Raw genomic sequence first — 20,487 nt, 5'->3', positions numbered from 1 at the left:
TCAAGCATCATCTAAGGGCGGTTTGACTAGGCTAAGCCCCATGCCTGAGCCACTGTCGTACTCTTCCACTGAGGGCTTCCCGCAGCTGCACATGTCCCGCGTCATCGATACTGACTTCGATGCCGCGGCCAACAAGCTGTTTCGCTGGAGATTACAGCGCAGCGGCCTCTTTCGCGTGCGAGCAACTCATGACGTCGTGGAGGAAGGCGCAGAGGTCAGTATGAGGTTAGGGCTCTGGACGTTTCGCTGCCGAGTGGTGGATGTGTTCCGTGACGAAGGACACTGCGGATTCACTTATGGCACTTTGCCCGGCCATATCGAGCGCGGCGAGGAAACCTTTACGCTGGAGCGCCTGCGGGATGGGCGCACGCTGTTGCTTGTCGATGCCTCCTCCCAGCCCGCCCATTTCACCTTCCTGCGCCCGCTACTCGATATTCCCCGGCGTGCGTTGATTCAGTGGTTTTATCTACGGGCGTTGGACGGCTAACAGTGGGGGCCACTCCCCTCGTGAACTGCTTTCGGCGACAAGACTTCCACGCTGCATGTAACTTGACTCACATGAACACAGCGCCTCGCTTCTCGCCGACATCACGATTCACCGCATTACTTGGCACCCTAGCCGCCATCGCCATTGCCGTTGTGGCTGGGATTTTCCCGGTAGCTGCTGCCGACGATAAGACAGTAGAACCACCCAGCCCATCCACGTCGAATACTCCCTCTAGCTCCACCACTATGGCACCAACTATGGTGGTCTTCGATTCTTCTGGCTCCATGATCACCAACGACGCCGGCGGCCAGACCCGCATCGACGCAGCGAAAGACGCCGCTCGGACCTTCATCTCAGAAGCCGGTGACGACGCCCCACTGGGCCTTGTCACCTACGGCGGTAACACCGGCGAGGCGCCCGAGGATGAGGCAGCTGGCTGCCAGGACATCACCGTGGTCACGCCACCGGAAGCCGGCAACTCCGAGAAAATGATTACCCACATGGATGGCTTGCAGCCACGAGGTTTTACACCTATTGGTGAGTCCCTGCGCAAGGCCGCGGCCGAGCTTCCCAAAGAGGGCCAGCGCAGCATCATTTTGGTGTCCGACGGCGTGGCCACCTGTACTCCACCGCCAGTGTGTGACGTAGCAAAAGAACTGAAGGAACAAGGTATCGATCTCGTCATCAACACGGTGGGCTTCAACGTCGAGCCTGAGGCTCAGCAGGAGCTGCAGTGCATTGCTGACGCCACCGGCGGCACCTATGCCGATGCCTCCGACGCCGACAGCCTAGCCAAAGAACTACGCCGCGCGGCACCCCGCACCTACAACGCCTACGAATCTGAACTCGAGGAAATTAAAGGCGGCAAATCCGAAGGAGCCGCGGCCAAGGTGGACCGTGACGTAGAGGCCTTCTCCACCATCCTTCCGCCGACGGAAGGTAAAGGGCACTCCGCTGAGTCCACGACCTTCTTCACCACCCCTATCGCTGAAGGCGAGCGCGTGGTCATCAGCGCCAACACGACGCAAGAGCCGAGTATTAATAGCTTCCGAAAAGGTGAATCATTCCATTTAGGTGTTTCCTCAGTCGAGCTATCCTGCGCACTCGACACCGCCACGGCCAATGAACTTGGGGTGAACCAGTACCAAACAGCGTCTTTGTATAGCACCCAGGGCGGTGAAGAGGGATGCGATTCCGATGAACTCGCCTTCGCTATCGAGCGCGTAGGCGACTGGAAGCAGGATGAAGAGCTCGGCGTCGAAGTGACCATCACCCGCTTTGGCGAGCCGGATATGGACGGTCAACCGGATCCGGCCGAAGAAAAGACCGAGCCAGGCCGCATCACGACTTCCGGCGACCCCGCCGAGGTAACTCCCGGAACGTGGTTCACCGATGCCACCGAACTTTCCCCTAAGCAGCCCGTGCGTGCCCAGATTGTTCCTGGTGAAACGCATTTCTACCGCATCCCTGTCGAGCACGGGCAGCAACTCGCGGGCAAGGTATCCATGGTTGAAGAAGCGGAGGATTTCGAGCACTCCAAACCTGGTGATGGACTAGTTCTGACCGCCTACAACGACGCGCGCAGTGAGATTCGCATGGAAGGGTACCGCGCAACCGTCCAGAAGGACAACAGCCAAGACTTCAGTTATCCAGCGCCCATCTTATTCGCCAACCGCTACGGCGGCTCACACAACGACGGCTCTGGGATGTCGGAAATCGAAAGCGTGTGGCAGGGCGGCGAGCAATATATCGCTGTCAACTATGAGCAGTTCCTGACTGACCAAGAGATCGACGAAACCACCCAGCTGCCTGTTCTTACGTATGACCTCGTGACCGATGTTTTCGGCGACCCAGTCCCCGAGCCAACCTTTGCGCCGGTCAAGCTCGAGACCGAGAAACCCTCAGAGGCACCGGAGCCAACCGCGCAGGACAACTCCAATAACCAGGCGCAAGACAACGACGACTCCTCCTTCTTCTCTGCTATCCCTCTTCCTCTCATCGGTGGTCTGGGATTGTTAGTCCTACTCGGGCTCATCATTGCTCTGGTTGTGGTTATTAGAAGCCTGAACCGCTAGCCGCGCTCACGACGATCGTCGTTCACGGTAGATAGTGCCCCGAATCTGCAAAGTTTTCGGGGCTTATTTACGGTGACGGTAAGGCCTAGCGCTCGAGACGGCCTTTCGGGCCGAACATGGCCCGCTGATTATTCTGTTCCACCGTGGAAACACGGATATAGCCCACCCGCTGCCCACGCGAACCAGAATCACTAGCCGCTGACACCACACTCACCACTTTCTGTAAACATAAGGCCTAGACCTCGCTAGCCACGTGTAAAACAATGCCAGGAACGGTGCTGTTGCAAAGTTGGGGCAGTAGAAAGACCGGCGTGAAATAATCAGAGCCATGGGCATCTTCTCCGGTCGGCATTTCCCCCGTGACATCATCCTGTGGGCGGTGCGGTGGTACTGCCGCTACGGCGTGAGCTACCGCGACCTCGAAGAAATGATGACCGAGCGGGGTGTGCCAGTCGATCACACCACGATCTACCGCTGGGTGCAGAAATACGCCCCTGAGCTGGATAAGCACACTCGCTGGTACCGGCAGGTACCCGACTGGCAGGCCCGGTCCTGGCGGGTGGATGAGACCTATATCCGGGTCGGCGGCACGTGGTGCTATCTCTACCGGGCTATTACCGCCGGTGGGCAGACCTTAGATTTCTACCTCTCACCAAAACGGAATGTGGCTGCGGCCAAGCGTTTCCTGGCCAAGACGCTGCGATCGAATACGACAGCCGGGTCCCCGCGGGTCATCAACACCGACAAGGCACCAGCTCTGGCCAAGGCAATATCCGAGCTGAAGGCGGAGGGAATCTGCCCGCCAACAGTGGTACACCGGCAGGTGAAATACCTCAACAACATCCTGGAAGGCGACCATGGTCGGCTGAAGCGGATCCTCGGGCCGAAAGGCGCGTTTAAGAACCGGACGTCTGCCTACCGGACGTTGAAAGGGATGGAAGCGATGCATTCATTACGGAAAGGTCAGGGCACGATGTTTGCTTATGGGCACCCCAATCCGGACGCGGTGATCGTCAACCGGGCCTTCGAGACGGCCTGAGAACGCCCACACGCAGCGGCCATCAAGGAATGAGAAACTGAGTCTTCGCTGCTCTCCCCCCCCCAACTTTGCAACAGCACCTATACGAGCCAGGTGCGCGTCATGCGGGCAGCCCATTCAACAACGGCTGCACCAGTCAACGCTGCGTCGGTCGCGGCCTGTGTTTGTTTTGTACTCCATAGTCCATTAACTGCTAGCATCGCGGACATGGGTAGACCACGAACGTTTGACGAGGCGACGGTGCTGGATGCCGCGGCCGCGCAGTTCAGGGTGCGTGGATTCGCGGACACGTCGACTGAGCAGTTGTGCGCGGCGGCCGGGGTGCGGCGGAGCAGCCTGTACAACGCCTTCGACTCCAAGGATGAGCTGTTCGTTCGAGCACTGGAGCGCTATGTCGAGGTCACTGGTGAGAGTCAGGAGGCGGTGCTCGCCGATGCCGAACTGGATGGCTTCGCACGCGTGAGCGGTGTTCTGAATCTCATGATCGCCGAGGAGTACGAGGCGTCCACTGAAGGGCACGCGGCCGGGTGCATGGTCGTGACGACACGCATGACGCCGGACCGCGGCAGTCAGGACCCGCGCGTCGCCCGCATCCTCGACCGTGCACTGGGACGCCAGCTCGCGATGCTGGAGCACGCCGTCAGGGCCGGCAGGTTCGACGGCAGCCTCCGGCCGGACCTGGACGCTCGGGACACCGCACTGCTGGTCGTCACCCTGATCTCAGGGATTCGCGTCATGGCACAGGCCGGCTCCGCACCCGAGGAACTGCGGCGGATCGTCGCACTCGGCCTCAGTGCCCTGACACCTTGATACGCTACTACTGAGAAATCCGTGAGCTGTCGGGCTCACCTGCACCTTTATTTTGTACTAGAGAATCCACATTGGAGACCGAGCAATGAAGAAATACCTGTACGTACTGATGCTCACGATCATGGTGGTGGTCATGAGCGAGTTCCAGACCGCGGGGATGATGCCGCAGATCGCCGCAGACCTGGGCGTCTCGACCGGCCAGGTCGGGACGGTGGTCACTTTGTACGCGCTCGGCATGGCGCTCGGAGGCCCGCTGCTGGTGTACCTCCTGCGGCATCGCCCACCCAAAGCCTCGCTGTTGATCGTCATCGGAACCTATGCCGCGCTGGAGGTCCTGGTCCCGCTGATCCACGAGTTCTGGTGGCTGGCACTGCTTCGCGTCCTGACCGGATGCCTCTCCGGCGCCGCCTATGGCATCGCCGTGTCCTACAGCGCCCGACTGGCCCCGAGTCCGGAGAAGATCGGCGAAGCAGTGTCCATCGTGCTCGGCGGCATCATGATCGGAACCGTCATCGGCCTGCCGCTGTCGCACTTCCTCGCGGCCCGCTGGGGCTGGCAGTCCAGCTTCTACATCCTAGGCATCGCGGCCTTCGCCGTGTTCCTCATCAGCCTGCTCACCCTGCCCGCCCGTGAAGCCGCCACCCAGGAAGCCGCCGCACAGGACCTGCGCAAGCTGCGCTCGCCGAAACTCTGGTCCAGATACCTGGTCAGCCTGCTGACCATCGGCGCAGCCTTTGCCGGCTTCTCCTACTTCACCCCGCTGCTGGAACAGAACGCCGGCTTCGCGACGAATACGACGACCCTGATCCTGCTCGCCTACGGGATCGTGTCCTTCATCGGCAACCTCATCGTCGGCAAGTTCGCCGACCAGCACGCCATCGGCATCCTGCGCATCGGACACACACTGCTATTCATCTCACTCGCGCTCCTTGGAGCCTTCAGCAACGCACAGCCGCTCGTGCTGGCCATGGTGCTCATCGTAGGCGTCGCCGGAGTGCCGATGAACCCCGCCATGGTCGCCCGCGTCGCCGAAATCGGAGGAACCGGGAACATGGTCAGCACGGTGCACACCTCCGTCATTACCATGGGCGTCGCCCTGGGATCAGCAATCGGCGCGCTCGCCATCGGCCGAGCCGGTGACGATCCCTCCGCAGCCATGTGGATCGGAGCAGCCTTCGCCGTTCTCGCCACACTCACCCTCGCAACACAAGCACGAGGCAGAAGACAACCTCTTCGACCGCCCCATGCAACTGAAACAGTAGATTGTGTCTGATCTGCTGATCTGATCAGATCACATCTCCAATCGGCAGGCCCGTCGATCTCCTGGACCATCAAACAGACGTAGCTACTTTCGCATCCCAACGGCGTTCTCGTCTCCATGTAGCACTGTGGAGGCGATGCACTCATTGCGGAAAGGGCAAGGCACGATGTTTGTCTACGGGCAACCGAACCCGGACGCGGTCATCGTCAACCGGGCCTTCGAGACGGCCTGAGAACGCCCACACGCAGCGGCCATCAGGGAATGAGAAACTGAGTCTTCGCTGCTCTCCCCCCAACTTTGCAACAGCACCTGAAATGGGGACCGACGGTCTCAAGGTCCGGGGCGACATTCGCAGGGGTCAGATCTTGTATTTCTGGGAGTCGTAACGGGTACCTGGTCTTGTAGGCCCAGGAGCTCCCACAGGTGGTCGACAACCTGCACTGGGCTCTTCCGGGGGGCAAGGTTGGATGAATCCCATCTCAGCGACACGGGAACTGTACGAATCGATGTATGGGTCGACCACGACCTCGGCGGATCTAGTATTTTGAAGAAAAAATAACCCCGCAGGGAAACCTACGGGGTGTTGTTGTAACTAGAACGGTGCTTGTTCAGCGTCTGCGAGCGCTGCGGTCGCAGCGTCGTTGCCTCGACGGGCTGCTCGGGCCGCGGACTCCTTCTTGGAATCAATCAACTGCACCGTGTCGATGCGTGCGACCAGCGGGTAGTGCTTCACACCGTCCTTGTCGGTGTAGACGTCGGTTTTCAACGAGTAGCTCACCACGACGCGATCGCCGGAGCCGATGCAGCCGAACACGCCGGGGTTCTTCGCGTCCTGGACGTAGCCGGTCAGCTCCACGATCTCGGACTCGACCTTGCCGGTGGCCTTGTTCTTGAAGGTGTTGCGCGCATAGACGCTGAGCTTCACCGTCGCGCCACCGTTTGCGTGCTCGAACAGCTTCGGTGCGCGAGCTGCGTTGCCGACGATGGTGCCGTTGTTGAATGGGTTGGACATGGTGGTTCTCCTTACGTGAGTGGGTGTGAATTGCTGTGCAGTTTGGGTACTTAAGCAGCGGCTTTGCTGCTGTGGGGTGGTTGCGCTGTCGTTACAGCACTGCCCAGGGCAGCGGTGTGCCTGCCGCCTCTAGGTCGCGCAGTTCTTGCGCTGCGCCCGGATCGGCGTCCTCGCCGTCGATACCGTCGGCGAGCTGGTAGAGCAGTTCCAGGTCGGTGTGGATGAAGTCGCGCATCAGGTGCCTCCTTGTTCGGATTGATGGTCAATCCGTCTGTTGGAGACAGCTCTGCTGTCTAAAGGCCACTCCCCTGCCTCGTTGAGGTGTCGGTCGTCGCAAGCCACGGCCCCGCGAGAAAAGAAAAACCCCGTTGCATCGCTGCAACGGGGTAGGTGGTGCTACTCGGCAAACAAGATCGTGCGGGTCTTCTCGGCGCCCTCGCGGACGAGTTCGACCATCCGCTCGCCCTGGCCGATGTCGGTGAGCTTCGCCACCAACGACGGGAAATTCTCGTCTGGCCCGATCTCGGTGGCTCGCTGCGCAGCCACGCCAGCTAGCCCCGGCTGGCCTGTGGCGTGCGCAAGCACGGCAACAGTGGCGGTGAGCTGCGCGCGCATCCCTGGCCAGCTGGTCGGGACAGCGCGCATAACCTTCTCTATGAACGCAAGGCCCGCCTGCGGGTCATCGAGCAGCGCTGCGAGCAGCGCGTCTCGCAAGCGCTTTGTAGTGAAGCATTTCAGCGCCGATCGAACAGCGCGCGTGCTCGGCTGGGTTATTCCTGCCGCCGCCTGCTCGTATTCACGCTGCAGCACGTCGGAGAACATGGGCGGGATATACGCCAGCGCGTCTTCGATGATGTCGGCGTGCTCGGCAGCGTCGATGCCGTGATCGGTGCTGTTCAGGCGTGCCTCGATGTCGTCTTTGCTCGGCTCCGGCAGCTCGCCGGTGTGCTCTAGCATCTGCCGCAGCGCCGCCGATGCGGCGACCTCGCCGACAACGCCGTGGCGCGGCTCGTCGATGAGCGGATGCTGGTACACAGACCACCACGCAGCCCCGGTGACGATCTCAGGCACCTGCACCACCCCGAGCAGCGGCGGTAGGTGCACGGCCCCGCTCGTGAGATACGTGGCTGTCTCGCCGAAGACCGGCTGCGCAATGTCGTCGCTGATCATGTACGCGATAACAGCGTCGAGTTCGAGGTGGTGGACCCACGCTGCGAACCGCTCGCGGCTCTCGGTGAGCTTCTCCACGGCCTCGTCCAGGTCGAACCGCGCGACCGGGCCGAGGCGGATGGTGTCGACACCCTCGTCGTCGACGAAGAACGCGAGGATCAGCGAGTTGTTCGGGTAGAAGCCGAGGATGCCGGGGAGGTTCGCGAGGATCTCTCCGTGGGATGCAAGCGTGTGGGAATGAGTGGACATGACAGTGCTCCTTTGCACGAATACGGGGTGTACGTGGTCAATCCCGTATTCGGCCCGGCTCTGCCGGTCGCAGGCGTATCCTAGCAGTGCAGCACTGATGTGTGTCGGGCGTCGCTAGCGCAGCCTGGTATTGGGCTTGCCGGGTGCGGGCGCTAGCGACGCAGCATTGTTAGATCCCCGCGTCGCCGCTGGTTAAGCGTTACCTTTGGCGCGGTTGTGAGACTTGCACAGCAGTTCGCAGTTGCTTTCCTCGAACTGCCGGCTCCCGTGGCGTTCCTTCGTTGCCGCCGACCTCGCAATCACTAAGCAATGCCCCGAAAACCTGCGCCGCTTCGTTGGAGCGTCGCAGTTCCGTTTGGTGCAGGATTCTGACTCTAGTGCACCATCTAGTGCACCAAATGCCGGGTTTCAACACAAAACAAAGAAGACCCCTACCAGCGTTTCCACTGGTAGGGGCTTGGAAGTTGGTAGCGGGGGCAGGATTCGAACCTACGACCTCTGGGTTCTCACCCTCAAGTTCGAGCCACCTGCAGTTATTACCCTTTTACCTGCTGATTAGAGAGGTATAAGCATACTGGGCCTTACTGCGCCTTACCGCAGATTACCGACTCTTAAGTCCCGTTTTGAGTCCCACTTTCTTCACCGAGATTCAAGACTCCCCGCATAGCGTCGACATCAGTCCAATCCGTGTAGTTGCGCGTGTTCACGTCGACGTCATGCCCGAAGTAGGCTGCACGCACCTGGGCGGGCACCCCTCGCGCGATGGCCCGGTTATTGAGCACCGTGCGCCAGTCATGGGATCTCATTAAAGCGATGTGGTCGTCCTGGACCTGCGCGCCGACATCTTTAAACAGAGCCGCTGACGCTTTCACGGCGTTGTCGGTGCGCCAGTGCGCCTGCTTGTCTCCTGGCGAAGGGATCAGTGGGTCGGTCGTTCCTAGTCCGTCGAGCCGGTTTAACCAAAACTTTTCGACACGCTTGTCCAGGAACGGGATAGAACGGCCTCTGTGCGTTTTGGATTGATCAGATGTAATGCTGATCGCGATTTGCCCATTAGCGACTTTTACAGATTGTCTCGTCGCCGCCAGCGCCTCTGAGATGCGAAGTCCCGTCCCCGCTTGTAGTAGTGCCAGCGCAACCACGTTGCCATGTTTTGCGATGGAGCTTGCTCGTCTGTCCGTACCCGGTGGTAACGGTCTGGCCGTATCGCGTGCAATGAGATGGTCTACAACGGCGTCGTATTGTGCGTTCGTCAGGGCGTGACCACCTTGCGGTTTATTGCCCTTCTTGACCTCGCCGAGGTCGATACTGATTCCGCGTAACGGGTTGTGGTCGATAACGCCCTCGCGGATGAGTTGATCCAGAATATACTTGCTCACGACAGTACGGGCCTGCCGTGCGGATTCCGACCCGTTTGCGGTGGCGATGGCCTGCAATGCGCGTTCGAGAGTTCGGAATTTCACAGCCTCGCCAATGGCATGTTTTCCAAGCTGTGCTTCGGCCTGTTTCAATGCGAGCTCATACCGGGCGCGCGTGTTCGGCCGCAGCCGTGCCGCCTGGATGGCCGGCTTAGAAACGTCGGTAATGAACGCCGAGAAGTTCTTACTCTTATCCCAATTGGTCGACGTCGAGTTGAGCTTGCTGTCCCGCTTCTCGACGGCAATTCGCCGGAATTCCCCCTTTGTCCTTGCCCGGATTGTCGGGCGGTAAGTCGTTCCGTCCCATAGTCGGACGGTGATTTTCGCTTCGTATGGACCACGCGGCGGTAAAGCATCAACGACGCGATCGATGGAATCTTCCCCAGGGCTTAGTTTCGTTCTGGCGGCACGTATTTGCTTGGACATACACACCACTATAGACCCACTTTTGTAATAGGTACGAATTTGTTATCATTGCTGGTATGGATCCTTCAGAACGTCCTGCAAAATGGTCTACCGACGACGTCGCGCGTAGACGCCAGGAAGTGCTGCGCACGTTGGTTGACGATAACCACACGCTTTATGTTGACGCTCTCGATTTGTTCACTCCCCCACTTTCCCGCGAGGAGGTGACACAGCTCTTGCTTACCGCCCTTGAAACTTACGGTGAAATCCGCGCCGTAGCTCGTGAACTAAGGTATCTGGACGCCATTGTGAAGAACGATACGAAAGGCCGTCAGAAGCGACACCCGCGTCTGCACGATGCGCGCAAACACCTCCTGGCACGACTCGAGCTCCTGGAGAACGAAGCCGATCAAACGTTGCCGTTCACCTTTTACCGGCCTAGCACCGGACGACGCTTCGCCGCAGGTGAAGGACTGACGATGGATCTTATCGACCCTGTACCGGACAGTGTCGTGGCTACGATGTTTCCGCCGATCTTTGATTTGTCCTCACAAGTAGGGTAAAATGTAATCAGCCGTACTTGAGACGGTTGGCCACCGAGGCACCGGGCAGAATAAAAGCCCAAGGTTTGCAACTCGGATATGCAGGCCCCCAAAGCGGATAACCGCTAGGCCGGGGCCCTTTCAGCATGTCTGGAGCAAACCTTGAAAGGTGTTTCTAATTTAAAACTGGTCGATCATGCCGAGCCTATTGCGGTTAAAAGTTCGGTAGCGGCATCCCTGATCGGGATTGCCCCTCAAACTCTCAACAACTGGCGTGTTCAGGGCAAAGGGCCCAGATACGCCAGCGTGGGTGCCAACCTCGTCGTCTACAGAATCGCCGATATTGAGGCGTGGCTAGATGGGCGTGTTGTCGGTGGTGAGAGGCCATGACGACAGCGAACGAGTCGTGGAGCATAGAGATCTCCCCCAAGGACGCGCCCGACACGGTGCGTCATGAGCATGAACTCATCGAGCTTGACGTGAATGGCACCGAGTGGCAATCACGCCTCGTCGACACTGCCGTCGACGTTCCTGGGCGTTCTGACCCGTCGTACTTCACCGTTTTGGTACGTCGTGAACCTCGATCTGTGGCTAAGGTCTCGGAGACCTTGGCCACGATTTCAGGCAGTTCTACGGACGTTCCTGCTGGTCAAGACCCTAAAGTCGTTTCAGGCCAAAATCCCCTAGGGGAGAGACAGAATGGCCGGGCCGGAGCGCCCGGTCGTCGTGGCTCCGCAGCAGCGGTGGATGCCGATGCGGTTGCAGGGGTTAATGATGGGGACTCAGAGTGTGTCGCTGACCCGTCTCGTGCCGGTGACGGTCCTGTGGAGTTTGGAGCGCTTCCGACGGTGCGGTCTATGGGTACTGGTCGCATGGCGCATGTGGTCGGCTTTGATACCGAGTTCACCTACGCCGAAGGCGACGTCACTAAGCGCACCATCGATAGTTACCAGTTCGCGTGCACCGATCCACTCAACGATGACGTTCTTGTGGAGGTTGTCGTGTTGCCGCTGGCAGGTGATCGCATCTATTTGGAGGATGCGCTGTATGTGGTTACCCTTGCTGCGGGTCTACATGTGTTGGCGCGTGGCAAGGGTCCGCAGATTGATCCTCGCGGCGTTCTAGTTCGTGATGTGCGTTGTGATGACGCTGATGACCGGTTTGATTATATCGCCACCCGCGATGCAGTGTTCAAGAGGTCGATCCCTCTGGTGTTGGCGTGCCATTTTGCGAACGCCGATTTGACCGCATTTCGCAGGCCCCCGGTTCAACGTAGTGGTGGTGGGAAGTACAACGACGTGCTGCACCGTGTGACATCGGCTTCGGGCGGTTTGGTTTCTTTGCAGCCTGCCCGGTTCATGCGCAAATCTGGTAAGGGTTCTAATAGCTACCGTTGGCTGCCGTTTTCGTTGCTGGTGCGTGACACGATGTGTCAGTCGGCTCCGGGGCAGAAGAGTCTTGAAGTCCTCGGTGACGTATGTGGTGTGCCGAAGCTCGATGTGGGCGTTGCCATCGAGGACATGACCGCTATGCGCGGTGACGATCTGCTGACGTTCCTCGAATATGGGGTAAACGACGCTGTCATCGTGGTCGAGTATCTGGCAATGTTGTGGGGTCTTAACGTTGTGCCTCCTGTCACTCTGTCTGGTGCCGGTGCGAGCGCTGTTCGTGACGGCATCATGCAGTACATGGGTGCTTCCTCTAAGAGAGACTTCCTCATACAGTTCCGTGGATTGGTGGCTAAGACTGATCCGAGTGCATCCGAGGAGCATGACGACCTGTCGTACTACGCCAGTCGCGAGCTTGTGCCTGTCGATGGAGATGCCAACCAGTCTCACACTGCGTTCAAGATGTCGTTCCACGGCGGTTGGAACAGCTGCTTGTCACCGGGTTATCACCCATATCCAACGTTCGACCATGACATCCAGTCTGCGTACCCGTCCGCAATGGCATCGGTGATCGATGTTGATTACGAGACCGGCTGCATCGAGGAGGTCTTGAAAGACCGGGAACTCACGCTCGATGATTTCCCCCTTGGGCCTATTACACCTGTCGTCGCCTATGTCAGTTGGGACTTTCCACCCGATGTGAAAGTCCCTTGTCTGCCAACGGTTGAGGGTGATTGCGTGTTGTATCCACGTACATCGCACGGTGCAGGTGCCGCGCAGGGTGACGATGTTGGTGAGTACGCGGGCTTTCACGGTGCTTGGTGTGCTGGGCCTGAGCTGTATCTCGCATTGATGTTGGGGGCGGCGGTGCGAGTGCAAATCGGTTATCGCATGAGGTTGCTCAATAATGCTGACGGTTCTCCGTCGATGTCACTGCGCTTCGCCCTTAAGCAGATGGTTGCTGATCGTGCGACTGCGAAGAAGGCGTTCGGCAAAGGGTCTCCTGAGGAGTTGATGGTGAAGGTTGCCACGAATTCCGTGTACGGAAAGTTGGCTCAGGACGTCTCGGAGCGCAACGGCTGGGACGCATGGGCCGAGCAGATGGAGTCCATCGGTGGGTCATCTGTGACTTCTCCCTATCACGCGTCTATGACGACATCGCTTGTCCGCGCGCTTCTTCTGGCGATGGCCAACACGATTCCGATCTTGTCGGTCACGACCGACGGCTTCATCACCTCGGTTGAGGAGATCGAGCACTTCGATTGCTTTGGCATCGCCGACGTGTTTCGGGACGCGCGCCAGGCTCTTGTCGGTGATCCGACTGTCTGGGAAATCAAGCACCACCAAGATGACCTCGTGAATCTTTCTACGCGCGGCAATGTCTCCCTACATGACCACGGAGTTTTAGCTAAGGCCGGGTTGAAGGTGCCAGAAGGGATTGAACGAGGGACTATCGATGAGCGTCGTTGGTTCCGTGACGTGGCTCTGACGCGCGAGGGCAAAATACCGAACCCGTACACGTCTTTCCCTCCCTTCCGTGAATTGTCGAGGTCTGTGAATCGGGTGGACTTCCACCCCGTGGACCTCACGCCTGCGGTGTCCGCCTTGGACTTCGACCTCAAGCGGGAACCGTTACGGGACTCGCTTCGGGTGGACATCATTGACGGTAACGAGATGGCTGGGTTTGAAACTCGTGCCTGGGATTCGATTGATGACTACAAGCGTGCTCGTGGGATTGCTGGTCACATGCAGTTGGTTCGGTATGGGACAACCGGTGATGACCGGCCTACCGGATGTCTGCGCACGGGTCACGATTGGGATACATGGTTTAGGCGATTTGAGTCTGCTCGGGGTCGTCGTATCCGTACTGCTGACGGTGCCCTACTCACTGAACTCGTTGCCGCGCATAAGGCAGGTCTCGTCGTCGTTGACCGTTTGGCTGTTCGTGTTTCCGTGGCTCAGAAGGTGGATTGGTTGTCCTCTCTGGGGATGGGTGAGTTTACCCGAGCGCAGTGGGATCACATGAGCAAGAAGGATCGGCGTTCGACGGTGCTACGCGATGCCGATATGGATGCTGTTCGTGCCTTTGCCGATGAGCTGAATCGCGGTGATGGCTATGTCTAGCACCCCTCCCCCTGGTCGGTTTGGTATGAAGCTTTCTCGCGGCCCTCCTATAGGCACTTTTATCGTCACAGAGACGCTAGCCATGCAAGCAACAGCACCCCAGCTAAGTCTTGAACCATCGGGTGCTTAGACCGAGTTCCCGATGGCACCAATACACCGCAACCCAAGATAAGAAGGAACATATGGAGCCACAATCGCCCCGAGCACCACGGATGCCGAGCGCCCCACGAGCGCCGCGCAGTGGAGCTAAAACAGGCGCGGAAATGGAGGAGAGCAGGTACGCAGCGGAGGAGTCTGCGAAGGGGCTTATCGCCGGTTTGGTTGGTCTAGACCGCGCCGATATTATCCGTCGTTCCAACCGAGTCCAGGAGATTCTGGACGATTTTGCCCAGCACGCCCCAAAAGAAGAAGTGTCTTTGGAGCAGCTTAAAGCGGAGGGAGAAAAGGTTGACGCTGAGCTTGATCAGCTAGAGCAAACCCTCGATGAGCGCGCTCAGTCGCGGCGGAAAAAGCAGAATCAAGGTGGCTACCCACCGCAGCCGCCGCGGGAAAAGAAGCCTCGTGTCCCTCGGGTCAAAAACCCGCGATTCACCCCACTTTTCCAGAATGAACCAGAAGAAAAAGACACCAGTAAAGGATGGGAACCAGGACTATGATTACGAAGTCTCAGACCGCTTCGTCGGTAAAAAAGATTGAAGCTCTCCGCCAGGAGCGGGAGCAAAAAGAAGCCGAAGAAGCCCAGAAGGTTGAGGAGTTTAAGCGTCAATTAGGCGAAGTTCTCTACGCCTGCGCTTATGAGCCTTCAAGCAAGTGGTCCAAATTTCGCGGCGGTTCCGTAAGGGAACTGTTCGCAGAAATCGGTATACGGGAGGCCCCCTCCCGTGAAGCGTCCGAGGGACACGAGGGCGCACCTCGCGGCGGAACGCAGGAGCCGATAAAGGCTCCGCAGTCGATTCAGAGGACTCCACAGAGTCAAATGAATCCCGCCGCAGGCCCGAAGCACGCGGGCCATTTTGGCCCGCAAGCGTAGGGCCAGAGGGTCGAGGGAGAGAATCTCCCTCGCCAGCGCCACGAGGCACCGGAGGTGCCCGAGTGGCTTGCTGGCCGCCTGTTTGTGAGGGCCGTCTTTGACGGTGGCGAGTACGCCTGAAGATGCGCAGCAGATTCAGGGGGCCGACACCGGAGAAGCGTGACCCTTACAAACAGACTGTGGCCCCGGCTGCATCAGCAGTCGGGGCCACCCTGCCACAGTAAGCACGATAAGTAGGAGGTGGATATGCGAGACAAGTTCTCGACATATTCGCGCACCACCGTGCGCCTCGATAAGGATTTAGACCGATTTGTCGAGGAGGTCGCACGGGTCGTAGGGGTGCAAAAGGCCGTCGTGTTCCGGGAAGCTCTCTATGTCCTCGCGGAGGAGGAGAGCGTGCTGACGCAAAAGCGTTTGGCCCCGGACACGCTGCGCCGCCTGGACGAGATGAACGACCAACTGCGGCGGATTGGCGTCAATCTAAACCTGTTGGCTCGCCGCGCGAATATCGACGGCGTGGCCCCCGTGTCTGAGGCTGTAGAAAGCATTGGCTCCGAGGTTTCTTCTCTTCGCAAAGAGGTGAAGGACTTTGTCCACAATCAAGATTAACTACAGCCAGAATATCCGCGCGGCAACGGTCTACGCCGTCTATGGAACGGCAGACAATGCCCGCAAGGGTGAGGTGCGAGCCGATGCTTTATGCACGGTTCAACCTAACGCTGAATCGTTTTCTCCGGAGGCTACGGCTGGCCGTTGGTCGGGTGTGGACTTCATGGAAGCCAGTGTGGAAGAAATGGAGCGATATGCTCCGGCTCAGCGCACTGACGAAGCAATTATTTATATCCAATCGTGGGCTAAAGACGAGCTGGATAAGGATAACCCGGCCGATGTAGCTCGGGCTAATGCGGCTGGCTCAGAGCTGGCGATGCGGCTGACGCAGGGCACGGGAGTTCCGTTTACCGTGGCTACGCACACCGACAGTAAAAGCAGCTGTGTCCACAACCATATCGTCTTTGCCAACCACGATACGCAGACAAAGAAGGCTGCACCTCGGGATATGCGCAACTGGTACAAGCTGCGCAATATCAACGACGAGCTGATGCGCGATTTGGGGATGCGTGTCCTGGAGCGAGAGCCGGAAATATCGCTGCTTCCTGCTGAGCGCAGGGCACGCAAGGAGGGCAAGTCCACAGACTCGACGGGCCTGGGCGTGGATGAGCTGACCGCAGCCACGTGGGCTGATTTTGCCCGCAAGCGCATGGATGAGCTGTGCGCGGATAAACAGGTGGCAGATGCTGACGACCCACTGGCGAAGGCAGTAGAGATTGCTGGCAAATACAACCTGTCTCTAAAAGTGCAGCCCAACTCAAAAACCGAGGGTGAGTCGCTAACCGTGGCCCTGGTCGACGACGACGGCGAGGATGCCTACTTCACGAACACCACGAAGGCCGGACGTACTCGAAAGCGTAAAGCAGCTAAAGCTGGCTCAAAATTGGGCCGCAGCTACTCGCTAGAGGGTGTGACCGAACGCGTTAACGAGGCCCAATCAGCCCTTCTTGCGCGGCAGCTTGCAGCACTTCAAGCCAATTCAACCGATGACGACCTGGAGGCGAAATACGGCTCCAGCCTTCTCGATGACGAGGAGGAAGAAAACTATAACAACCAGGAGGTATTCAATCATGGTGTCAGTGACCGAGATGACGAAGCTAGCCCAAGCAGCGGCGAAAGGCAAGATGGACAGCGTCTTGAAGGTTCTCAGCCCACGCCTGGACAAGGCGGAGAAGGCTATCAAGACGCTGCAGGAGAAACTGAAGAGTCTGCCGGAGAATACAGGGGACATTCTCAGTTCTCTGCCCAGCGACTTCTCGACGAGGTTGACGCAAGCGGAAAGCGAATTAAGGAACGTAAAAAGCAATCTCGCCGCAAACAAGAACTACGTGAGCAGCAGTCACTTCCAAGTAACGATGATGGAAGTGCAGCAGATGATCACCGGGCTGATAAGGAACATCGAGGATCTGCCCAACGGCCTGGAGGGGGTAAAAGGGTACCTAATCGAGATAAGCGAGCAGATGTCGCGTCTGACAAGGATGCAACAGCTGGTACTCAAAGCAGCCGAAAGCCCCATCCATCTCGACAAGGATTCCAGCCAAGCAGTAGCCCAGAGCCTGAACGCTCAGATGACTTCGAGCCTGACTTCTAGCCTGGAACCGCTGGTAGAAGTAGCTGTATCTGAGGCAATGTCGAAAGAGTCCGAAAGCCTGCACAAGGCAGCAGAAGCATCTAAGAAGGCTCGCAGCGCCCTGCTCCAGGAGAAGGAGTCCAACGAAAAGCTGCTGGAGAAGATACGTGCAGAGCGCAAAAAGTACAACGACGACATGGAAAAGTCGAACACGAACTTTATTAAGGCCTGCATGTCTGCCTCGTGGATTGCAGCCAGTGTTCTCTTCGTTGCTATCGCACTCGTTGCTGTCGGAGCCTTGGGGAACGGGCTGCTAAGTATGCTCGGCATACCCGACGGCGTGTCTGCCTTGTGGGGTCACGTCCAGGAGGCCAACGGCATCGGCCCAACACTGGGCTGGTTGGCGTTAACACTTATCGTCATAGGGGTTCTTATAGCGCTTATGACCTGGATGTTGTCCCAGGCTGCGCCGGGTATTGCTCACTTAGTCGAGGAATACCGTCGCAATCACCCGAGGAAAGAAACGAACCACTAACTAGAACACGTGCACCGTAAAAAGTAAAAATCCCCACAACACAGCGTAGCGGTTAACCGCTACGCTTCTTTTATGCTCTTCCTATGCCCCAACTTTGCAACAGCACCAATAAACTGGCGCCCCGGTTATAAGTTGGGGCGCCAAGTCGATGTGCTCGAGTCGGGGGATGTTAGTGGCCGGTGCCAAGCCGGCCAGACAGGCGGTTCAGCCGGTCCTGACTGGGACCGTCGAGCCCGATAATGGACACGGTTTTGCCTCTGTCCTGGAACTTCTGCGTAATCGCGTCAAAGGTCGCGACCGTGGAGGCATCCCAGATCTCCGCCTCAGTGAGATCAATAGTGATATGACGGGCAGAATCGGTGTAATCAAAGCGATAAACCAGGTCATTGCTTGATGCCCAAAACAACTGGCCATGCACCCGGTAGGTACGAGTATCAATCTCGCCATCGCCGTCGCCGTCGATCTCGGAGACCTTTTCAATGGAAGCGATATGTGCCATCCGACGGGCGAACATGATCATCGCGGTGACCACACCCAACACCACACCAATGGCCAGGTTGCTGGTGGCTAGGGTGGCAATAATCGTCACGGCCATAACAATGGTCTCAGAGACCGGCATGAGTTTAAGGGTGCGTGGATGCACCGAGTGCCAGTCGATGGTGCCGACCGAGACCATGATCATGATTGCCACCAGCGCAGCCATCGGGATCATGCCAACGATGTCGCCCAGTGCCAGGACCAGGACCAGCAGGAACACACCGGCTAACAGGGTGGATAGGCGGGTACGTGCCCCGGATTCGCGGACGTTGATCATGGTTTGACCGATCATCGCGCAGCCACCCATGCCGCCGAAGAAACCGGAGGCAATATTAGCCACCCCCTGTCCCCAGGATTCACGAGTTTTATCGGAATGAGTGTCGGTGATGTCATCGACGAGCTTGGCGGTCATCAACGATTCCATGAGACCGACCACGGCCATGGCCAGGGCATAAGGCGCGATGATCTGCAGGGTCTCCAACGTCCACGGCACGTTCGGAATAAACAGGGACGGTAAGGTCTCCGGCATCTTGCCCATGTCCGAGACCGTCGGGACAGTCAAACCGGCGGCAATGACCAAACCGGTGAGCACGATAATCGTGACCAGCGGGGCGGGGATCACACTGGTGAGCTTGGGGAAGAAAATCATGATCACCACACCCAAGCCGACGAGTGGGTAGACTATCCAAGGCACATCAATGAGGTGTTCGAGTTGGGCGGTGAAAATCATAATGCCCAGTGCATTGACGAAACCCAGCATCACCGATCGGGGGATAAAACGCTGAAGTTTCGCCACACCGAGGGCGCCGAGCACGATTTGTAGGACACCGCCCAACAGGACGGTGGCGATGAAATAATCCATCCCGTAACCACGCGCCACAGGAGCAATGACTAGGGCAATAGCCCCGGTGGCGCCGGTGATCATTGCCGGGCGGCCACCGGTAAAGGCGATCGCAATGGCCATGACTACCGAGGAAAACAGACCCATGGCTGGGTCAACACCGGCAAGGATGGAAAAGGCAATGGCCTCAGGGATCAGCGCCAGGGATACCGCCAGTCCGGCCAGAATCTCTATACGGATACGGGCGGGGGAAGAAAATGCGTAACGGAAGGATGCGATGATCCCGGTAGGGGCATCAGCGCCGTCTGGACTCAGGAGGGGGCGGGGGCCGCCGTGCTAGTTTCAGTCATAGATGTCCAATCTTTGAGGGGATAGGTAACTGGGCGAACGCCCGAAAGGAATCCAACCCTCTAGTAACTTTAGGTTTGGTGATGGTGGTCATGGTAGCGGGAGTTTTACTCAACCGCCAACCCAGGCACAGGAACCCGTGGGCAACATCACAGTGAAGGAGAACAGGCAATGCAAAACAGTAATTTCAAGATCGGCGAGGTCGTTGACCAGACGGGGTTGTCGATTCCCACCTTGCGTTATTATGACAACGTCGGCCTGATTACCCCATCGGGGCGTAGCCCTGGTGGGTTCAGGCTTTATAGTGAGGCTGATGTACGTCGTGTTTTGCTGGTGCGACGGATGAAACCGCTGGGGTTTACTCTGGATCAGATGCGGGAATTCCTGGAAGCTGCGGAGATTCTTCATAGTTCAGATGGCGGGCAGGACAGTGATACCGCACAGCAGGCACGGAGTAATGCCAAGGCCACCCTTGCCGACATTCGTGAGGAGACGCGCACCCGCTACGAAAAGCTACGCAAGCAAATTGCCTACGCTGAGGAATTCCTCGATCTGGTCAACACCCTGGCACCCTAAACTGCCCCCATCCTTCGCAGGGAGAAAAAGACCATCGTATTGAATGCGCTCTGTCGAATCGCGTTCCAGATGAAGTGGACGAACGCCCGCGGCCTCTCCGGAGTGGATGGCGATAGTACAGAGGACTTCTGAAATCCGTGCAGACGACTCCTCAAAACGACACAGTCATCCAAGGTCACAAAATCGAAAATTGTCACTTAACCCCATCACTTCCAAACCGGCTTAAGTGACAAAATGCCATCGCTAAAGTCCCGATTTGAGTCCCAGGACGTGCGCCTTAAGAGAAATAACTAAAGCCCCTACCAGTGTTTCTCCTGGTAGGGGCTTGGAAGTTGGTAGCGGGGGCAGGATTCGAACCTACGACCTCTGGGTTATGAGCCCAGCGAGCTACCGAGCTGCTCCACCCCGCGTCGAGATGCACTTCCGAACATCAAGCGCTCTGCGCACTGTCTCGTGCGCTG

The 20,487-nt window shown here is 58.2% G+C and carries 18 protein-coding genes, 1 tRNA gene and 2 pseudogenes; 14 read left to right on the top strand and 7 right to left on the bottom strand.

The annotated features are described in order from the left end of the window. The first annotated feature begins 40 nt into the window (after window positions 1-40). Both CSING_RS03880 and CSING_RS03875 read left to right on the top strand, forming a co-directional pair. Window positions 41-487, top strand: a complete 447-nt coding sequence (locus CSING_RS03880; RefSeq protein ID WP_042529884.1) for a DUF1990 domain-containing protein — start codon at window positions 41-43, stop codon at window positions 485-487. Window positions 488-558: 71 nt separating this feature from the next. Further along, window positions 559-2,562 (top strand): vWA domain-containing protein, encoded by a 2,004-nt coding sequence (locus CSING_RS03875; RefSeq protein WP_236684029.1) that lies wholly within the window; start codon window positions 559-561, stop codon window positions 2,560-2,562. A gap of 88 nt (window positions 2,563-2,650) precedes the next feature. Here CSING_RS03875 and CSING_RS14200 read toward each other — a convergent pair. Continuing rightward, window positions 2,651-2,767: pseudogene (locus CSING_RS14200) on the bottom strand (recombinase family protein); the annotation flags it as partial. 123 nt (window positions 2,768-2,890) lie between these two features. On the opposite strand from CSING_RS14200, the gene CSING_RS03870 reads away from it, so the two are divergent. The 4 genes and pseudogenes from CSING_RS03870 to CSING_RS13560 all read left to right on the top strand — a co-directional run. Continuing rightward, window positions 2,891-3,601: an IS6 family transposase gene (locus CSING_RS03870; RefSeq protein ID WP_042529880.1), complete on the top strand. Its 711-nt coding sequence runs from the start codon at window positions 2,891-2,893 to the stop codon at window positions 3,599-3,601. A 207-nt stretch (window positions 3,602-3,808) separates the two neighbouring features. Beyond that, window positions 3,809-4,411, top strand: a complete 603-nt coding sequence (locus CSING_RS03865; protein ID WP_042529878.1) for a TetR/AcrR family transcriptional regulator — start codon at window positions 3,809-3,811, stop codon at window positions 4,409-4,411. 85 nt (window positions 4,412-4,496) lie between these two features. Next, window positions 4,497-5,684 (top strand): MFS transporter, encoded by a 1,188-nt coding sequence (locus tag CSING_RS03860; RefSeq protein ID WP_042529876.1) that lies wholly within the window; start codon window positions 4,497-4,499, stop codon window positions 5,682-5,684. Between the two features lie 115 nt (window positions 5,685-5,799). Beyond that, window positions 5,800-5,904: pseudogene (locus CSING_RS13560) on the top strand (IS6 family transposase); the annotation flags it as partial. Window positions 5,905-6,264: 360 nt separating this feature from the next. Here the strand turns inward: CSING_RS13560 and CSING_RS03855 are convergent. From CSING_RS03855 to CSING_RS14015, 4 genes are all read right to left on the bottom strand, one after another. Further along, a complete protein-coding gene (locus tag CSING_RS03855; protein WP_042529874.1) occupies window positions 6,265-6,684 on the bottom strand; it encodes a single-stranded DNA-binding protein in 420 nt (139 codons plus the stop codon). A 91-nt stretch (window positions 6,685-6,775) separates the two neighbouring features. Continuing rightward, window positions 6,776-6,919, bottom strand: a complete 144-nt coding sequence (locus CSING_RS13820; RefSeq protein WP_005291046.1) for a hypothetical protein — start codon at window positions 6,917-6,919, stop codon at window positions 6,776-6,778. Between the two features lie 161 nt (window positions 6,920-7,080). Then, entirely contained in the window at window positions 7,081-8,103 is a 1,023-nt protein-coding gene (locus CSING_RS03850; RefSeq protein ID WP_042529873.1) for a DUF4192 domain-containing protein, read from the bottom strand. Between the two features lie 611 nt (window positions 8,104-8,714). Beyond that, on the bottom strand, window positions 8,715-9,947 hold the full coding sequence (locus tag CSING_RS14015; RefSeq protein ID WP_236684028.1) for a site-specific integrase: 1,233 nt from the start codon (window positions 9,945-9,947) through the stop codon (window positions 8,715-8,717). A 56-nt stretch (window positions 9,948-10,003) separates the two neighbouring features. On the opposite strand from CSING_RS14015, the gene CSING_RS03840 reads away from it, so the two are divergent. The 7 genes from CSING_RS03840 (at window position 10,004) to CSING_RS03810 (ending at window position 17,724) form a co-directional block, all read left to right on the top strand. After that, window positions 10,004-10,489, top strand: coding sequence for a hypothetical protein (locus tag CSING_RS03840; RefSeq protein ID WP_144403109.1), 486 nt, complete (start codon window positions 10,004-10,006; stop codon window positions 10,487-10,489). A gap of 365 nt (window positions 10,490-10,854) precedes the next feature. Beyond that, entirely contained in the window at window positions 10,855-13,980 is a 3,126-nt protein-coding gene (locus tag CSING_RS14010) for a hypothetical protein (protein ID WP_236684027.1), read from the top strand. A gap of 263 nt (window positions 13,981-14,243) precedes the next feature. After that, window positions 14,244-14,636: a hypothetical protein gene (locus CSING_RS03825; protein ID WP_144403108.1), complete on the top strand. Its 393-nt coding sequence runs from the start codon at window positions 14,244-14,246 to the stop codon at window positions 14,634-14,636. Beyond that, window positions 14,633-15,010, top strand: coding sequence for a hypothetical protein (locus CSING_RS03820; RefSeq protein WP_042529867.1), 378 nt, complete (start codon window positions 14,633-14,635; stop codon window positions 15,008-15,010). Before CSING_RS03825 ends, CSING_RS03820 begins: the two co-directional genes overlap by 4 nt. Window positions 15,011-15,256: 246 nt before the next feature. After that, entirely contained in the window at window positions 15,257-15,619 is a 363-nt protein-coding gene (mobC, locus tag CSING_RS03815; RefSeq protein WP_042529865.1) for a plasmid mobilization relaxosome protein MobC, read from the top strand. Then, the gene (locus CSING_RS13220) at window positions 15,600-17,210 is read left to right on the top strand and encodes a relaxase/mobilization nuclease domain-containing protein (protein ID WP_084226156.1); all 1,611 of its coding nucleotides are present in this window, start codon (window positions 15,600-15,602) and stop codon (window positions 17,208-17,210) included. The genes mobC and CSING_RS13220 overlap by 20 nt, the downstream gene beginning before the upstream one ends. Window positions 17,211-17,247: 37 nt before the next feature. Beyond that, the gene (locus tag CSING_RS03810) at window positions 17,248-17,724 is read left to right on the top strand and encodes a hypothetical protein (RefSeq protein ID WP_012359769.1); all 477 of its coding nucleotides are present in this window, start codon (window positions 17,248-17,250) and stop codon (window positions 17,722-17,724) included. A 169-nt stretch (window positions 17,725-17,893) separates the two neighbouring features. Here CSING_RS03810 and CSING_RS03805 read toward each other — a convergent pair whose 3' ends face one another. Beyond that, window positions 17,894-19,417 carry a SulP family inorganic anion transporter gene (locus CSING_RS03805; RefSeq protein WP_042529863.1) on the bottom strand — a complete coding sequence of 508 codons (1,524 nt, stop codon included), beginning with the start codon at window positions 19,415-19,417 and terminating at the stop codon, window positions 17,894-17,896. A gap of 204 nt (window positions 19,418-19,621) precedes the next feature. Between CSING_RS03805 and CSING_RS03800 the strand changes: the two genes are divergently transcribed. After that, the gene (locus CSING_RS03800) at window positions 19,622-20,026 is read left to right on the top strand and encodes a MerR family transcriptional regulator (protein WP_005293770.1); all 405 of its coding nucleotides are present in this window, start codon (window positions 19,622-19,624) and stop codon (window positions 20,024-20,026) included. Between the two features lie 333 nt (window positions 20,027-20,359). Here CSING_RS03800 and CSING_RS03795 read toward each other — a convergent pair. Further along, a tRNA-Met gene (locus CSING_RS03795) sits at window positions 20,360-20,436 on the bottom strand. Window positions 20,437-20,487 lie beyond the last annotated feature (51 nt).

Origin of the sequence: Corynebacterium singulare (genome assembly GCF_000833575.1) — a bacterium.
Taxonomy (GTDB): Bacteria; Actinomycetota; Actinomycetes; order Mycobacteriales; family Mycobacteriaceae; genus Corynebacterium; species Corynebacterium singulare.
This window is presented reverse-complemented; position numbering and strand designations above follow the sequence as displayed.

Coding starts and splice junctions, on each gene's coding strand:
- CSING_RS03880 (WP_042529884.1), top strand. CDS start 41: ATGCCTGAGCCACTGTCGTACTCTTCCACTGAGGGCTTCCCGCAGCTG.
- CSING_RS03860 (WP_042529876.1), top strand. CDS start 4,497: ATGAAGAAATACCTGTACGTACTGATGCTCACGATCATGGTGGTGGTC.
- CSING_RS03850 (WP_042529873.1), bottom strand. CDS start 8,103: ATGTCCACTCATTCCCACACGCTTGCATCCCACGGAGAGATCCTCGCG.
- CSING_RS13820 (WP_005291046.1), bottom strand. CDS start 6,919: ATGCGCGACTTCATCCACACCGACCTGGAACTGCTCTACCAGCTCGCC.
- CSING_RS03800 (WP_005293770.1), top strand. CDS start 19,622: ATGCAAAACAGTAATTTCAAGATCGGCGAGGTCGTTGACCAGACGGGG.
- CSING_RS03870 (WP_042529880.1), top strand. CDS start 2,891: ATGGGCATCTTCTCCGGTCGGCATTTCCCCCGTGACATCATCCTGTGG.
- CSING_RS14010 (WP_236684027.1), top strand. CDS start 10,855: ATGACGACAGCGAACGAGTCGTGGAGCATAGAGATCTCCCCCAAGGAC.
- mobC (WP_042529865.1), top strand. CDS start 15,257: ATGCGAGACAAGTTCTCGACATATTCGCGCACCACCGTGCGCCTCGAT.
- CSING_RS03855 (WP_042529874.1), bottom strand. CDS start 6,684: ATGTCCAACCCATTCAACAACGGCACCATCGTCGGCAACGCAGCTCGC.
- CSING_RS03825 (WP_144403108.1), top strand. CDS start 14,244: ATGGAGGAGAGCAGGTACGCAGCGGAGGAGTCTGCGAAGGGGCTTATC.
- CSING_RS03865 (WP_042529878.1), top strand. CDS start 3,809: ATGGGTAGACCACGAACGTTTGACGAGGCGACGGTGCTGGATGCCGCG.
- CSING_RS03820 (WP_042529867.1), top strand. CDS start 14,633: ATGATTACGAAGTCTCAGACCGCTTCGTCGGTAAAAAAGATTGAAGCT.
- CSING_RS03810 (WP_012359769.1), top strand. CDS start 17,248: ATGTCGAAAGAGTCCGAAAGCCTGCACAAGGCAGCAGAAGCATCTAAG.
- CSING_RS03875 (WP_236684029.1), top strand. CDS start 559: ATGAACACAGCGCCTCGCTTCTCGCCGACATCACGATTCACCGCATTA.
- CSING_RS14015 (WP_236684028.1), bottom strand. CDS start 9,947: ATGTCCAAGCAAATACGTGCCGCCAGAACGAAACTAAGCCCTGGGGAA.
- CSING_RS03840 (WP_144403109.1), top strand. CDS start 10,004: ATGGATCCTTCAGAACGTCCTGCAAAATGGTCTACCGACGACGTCGCG.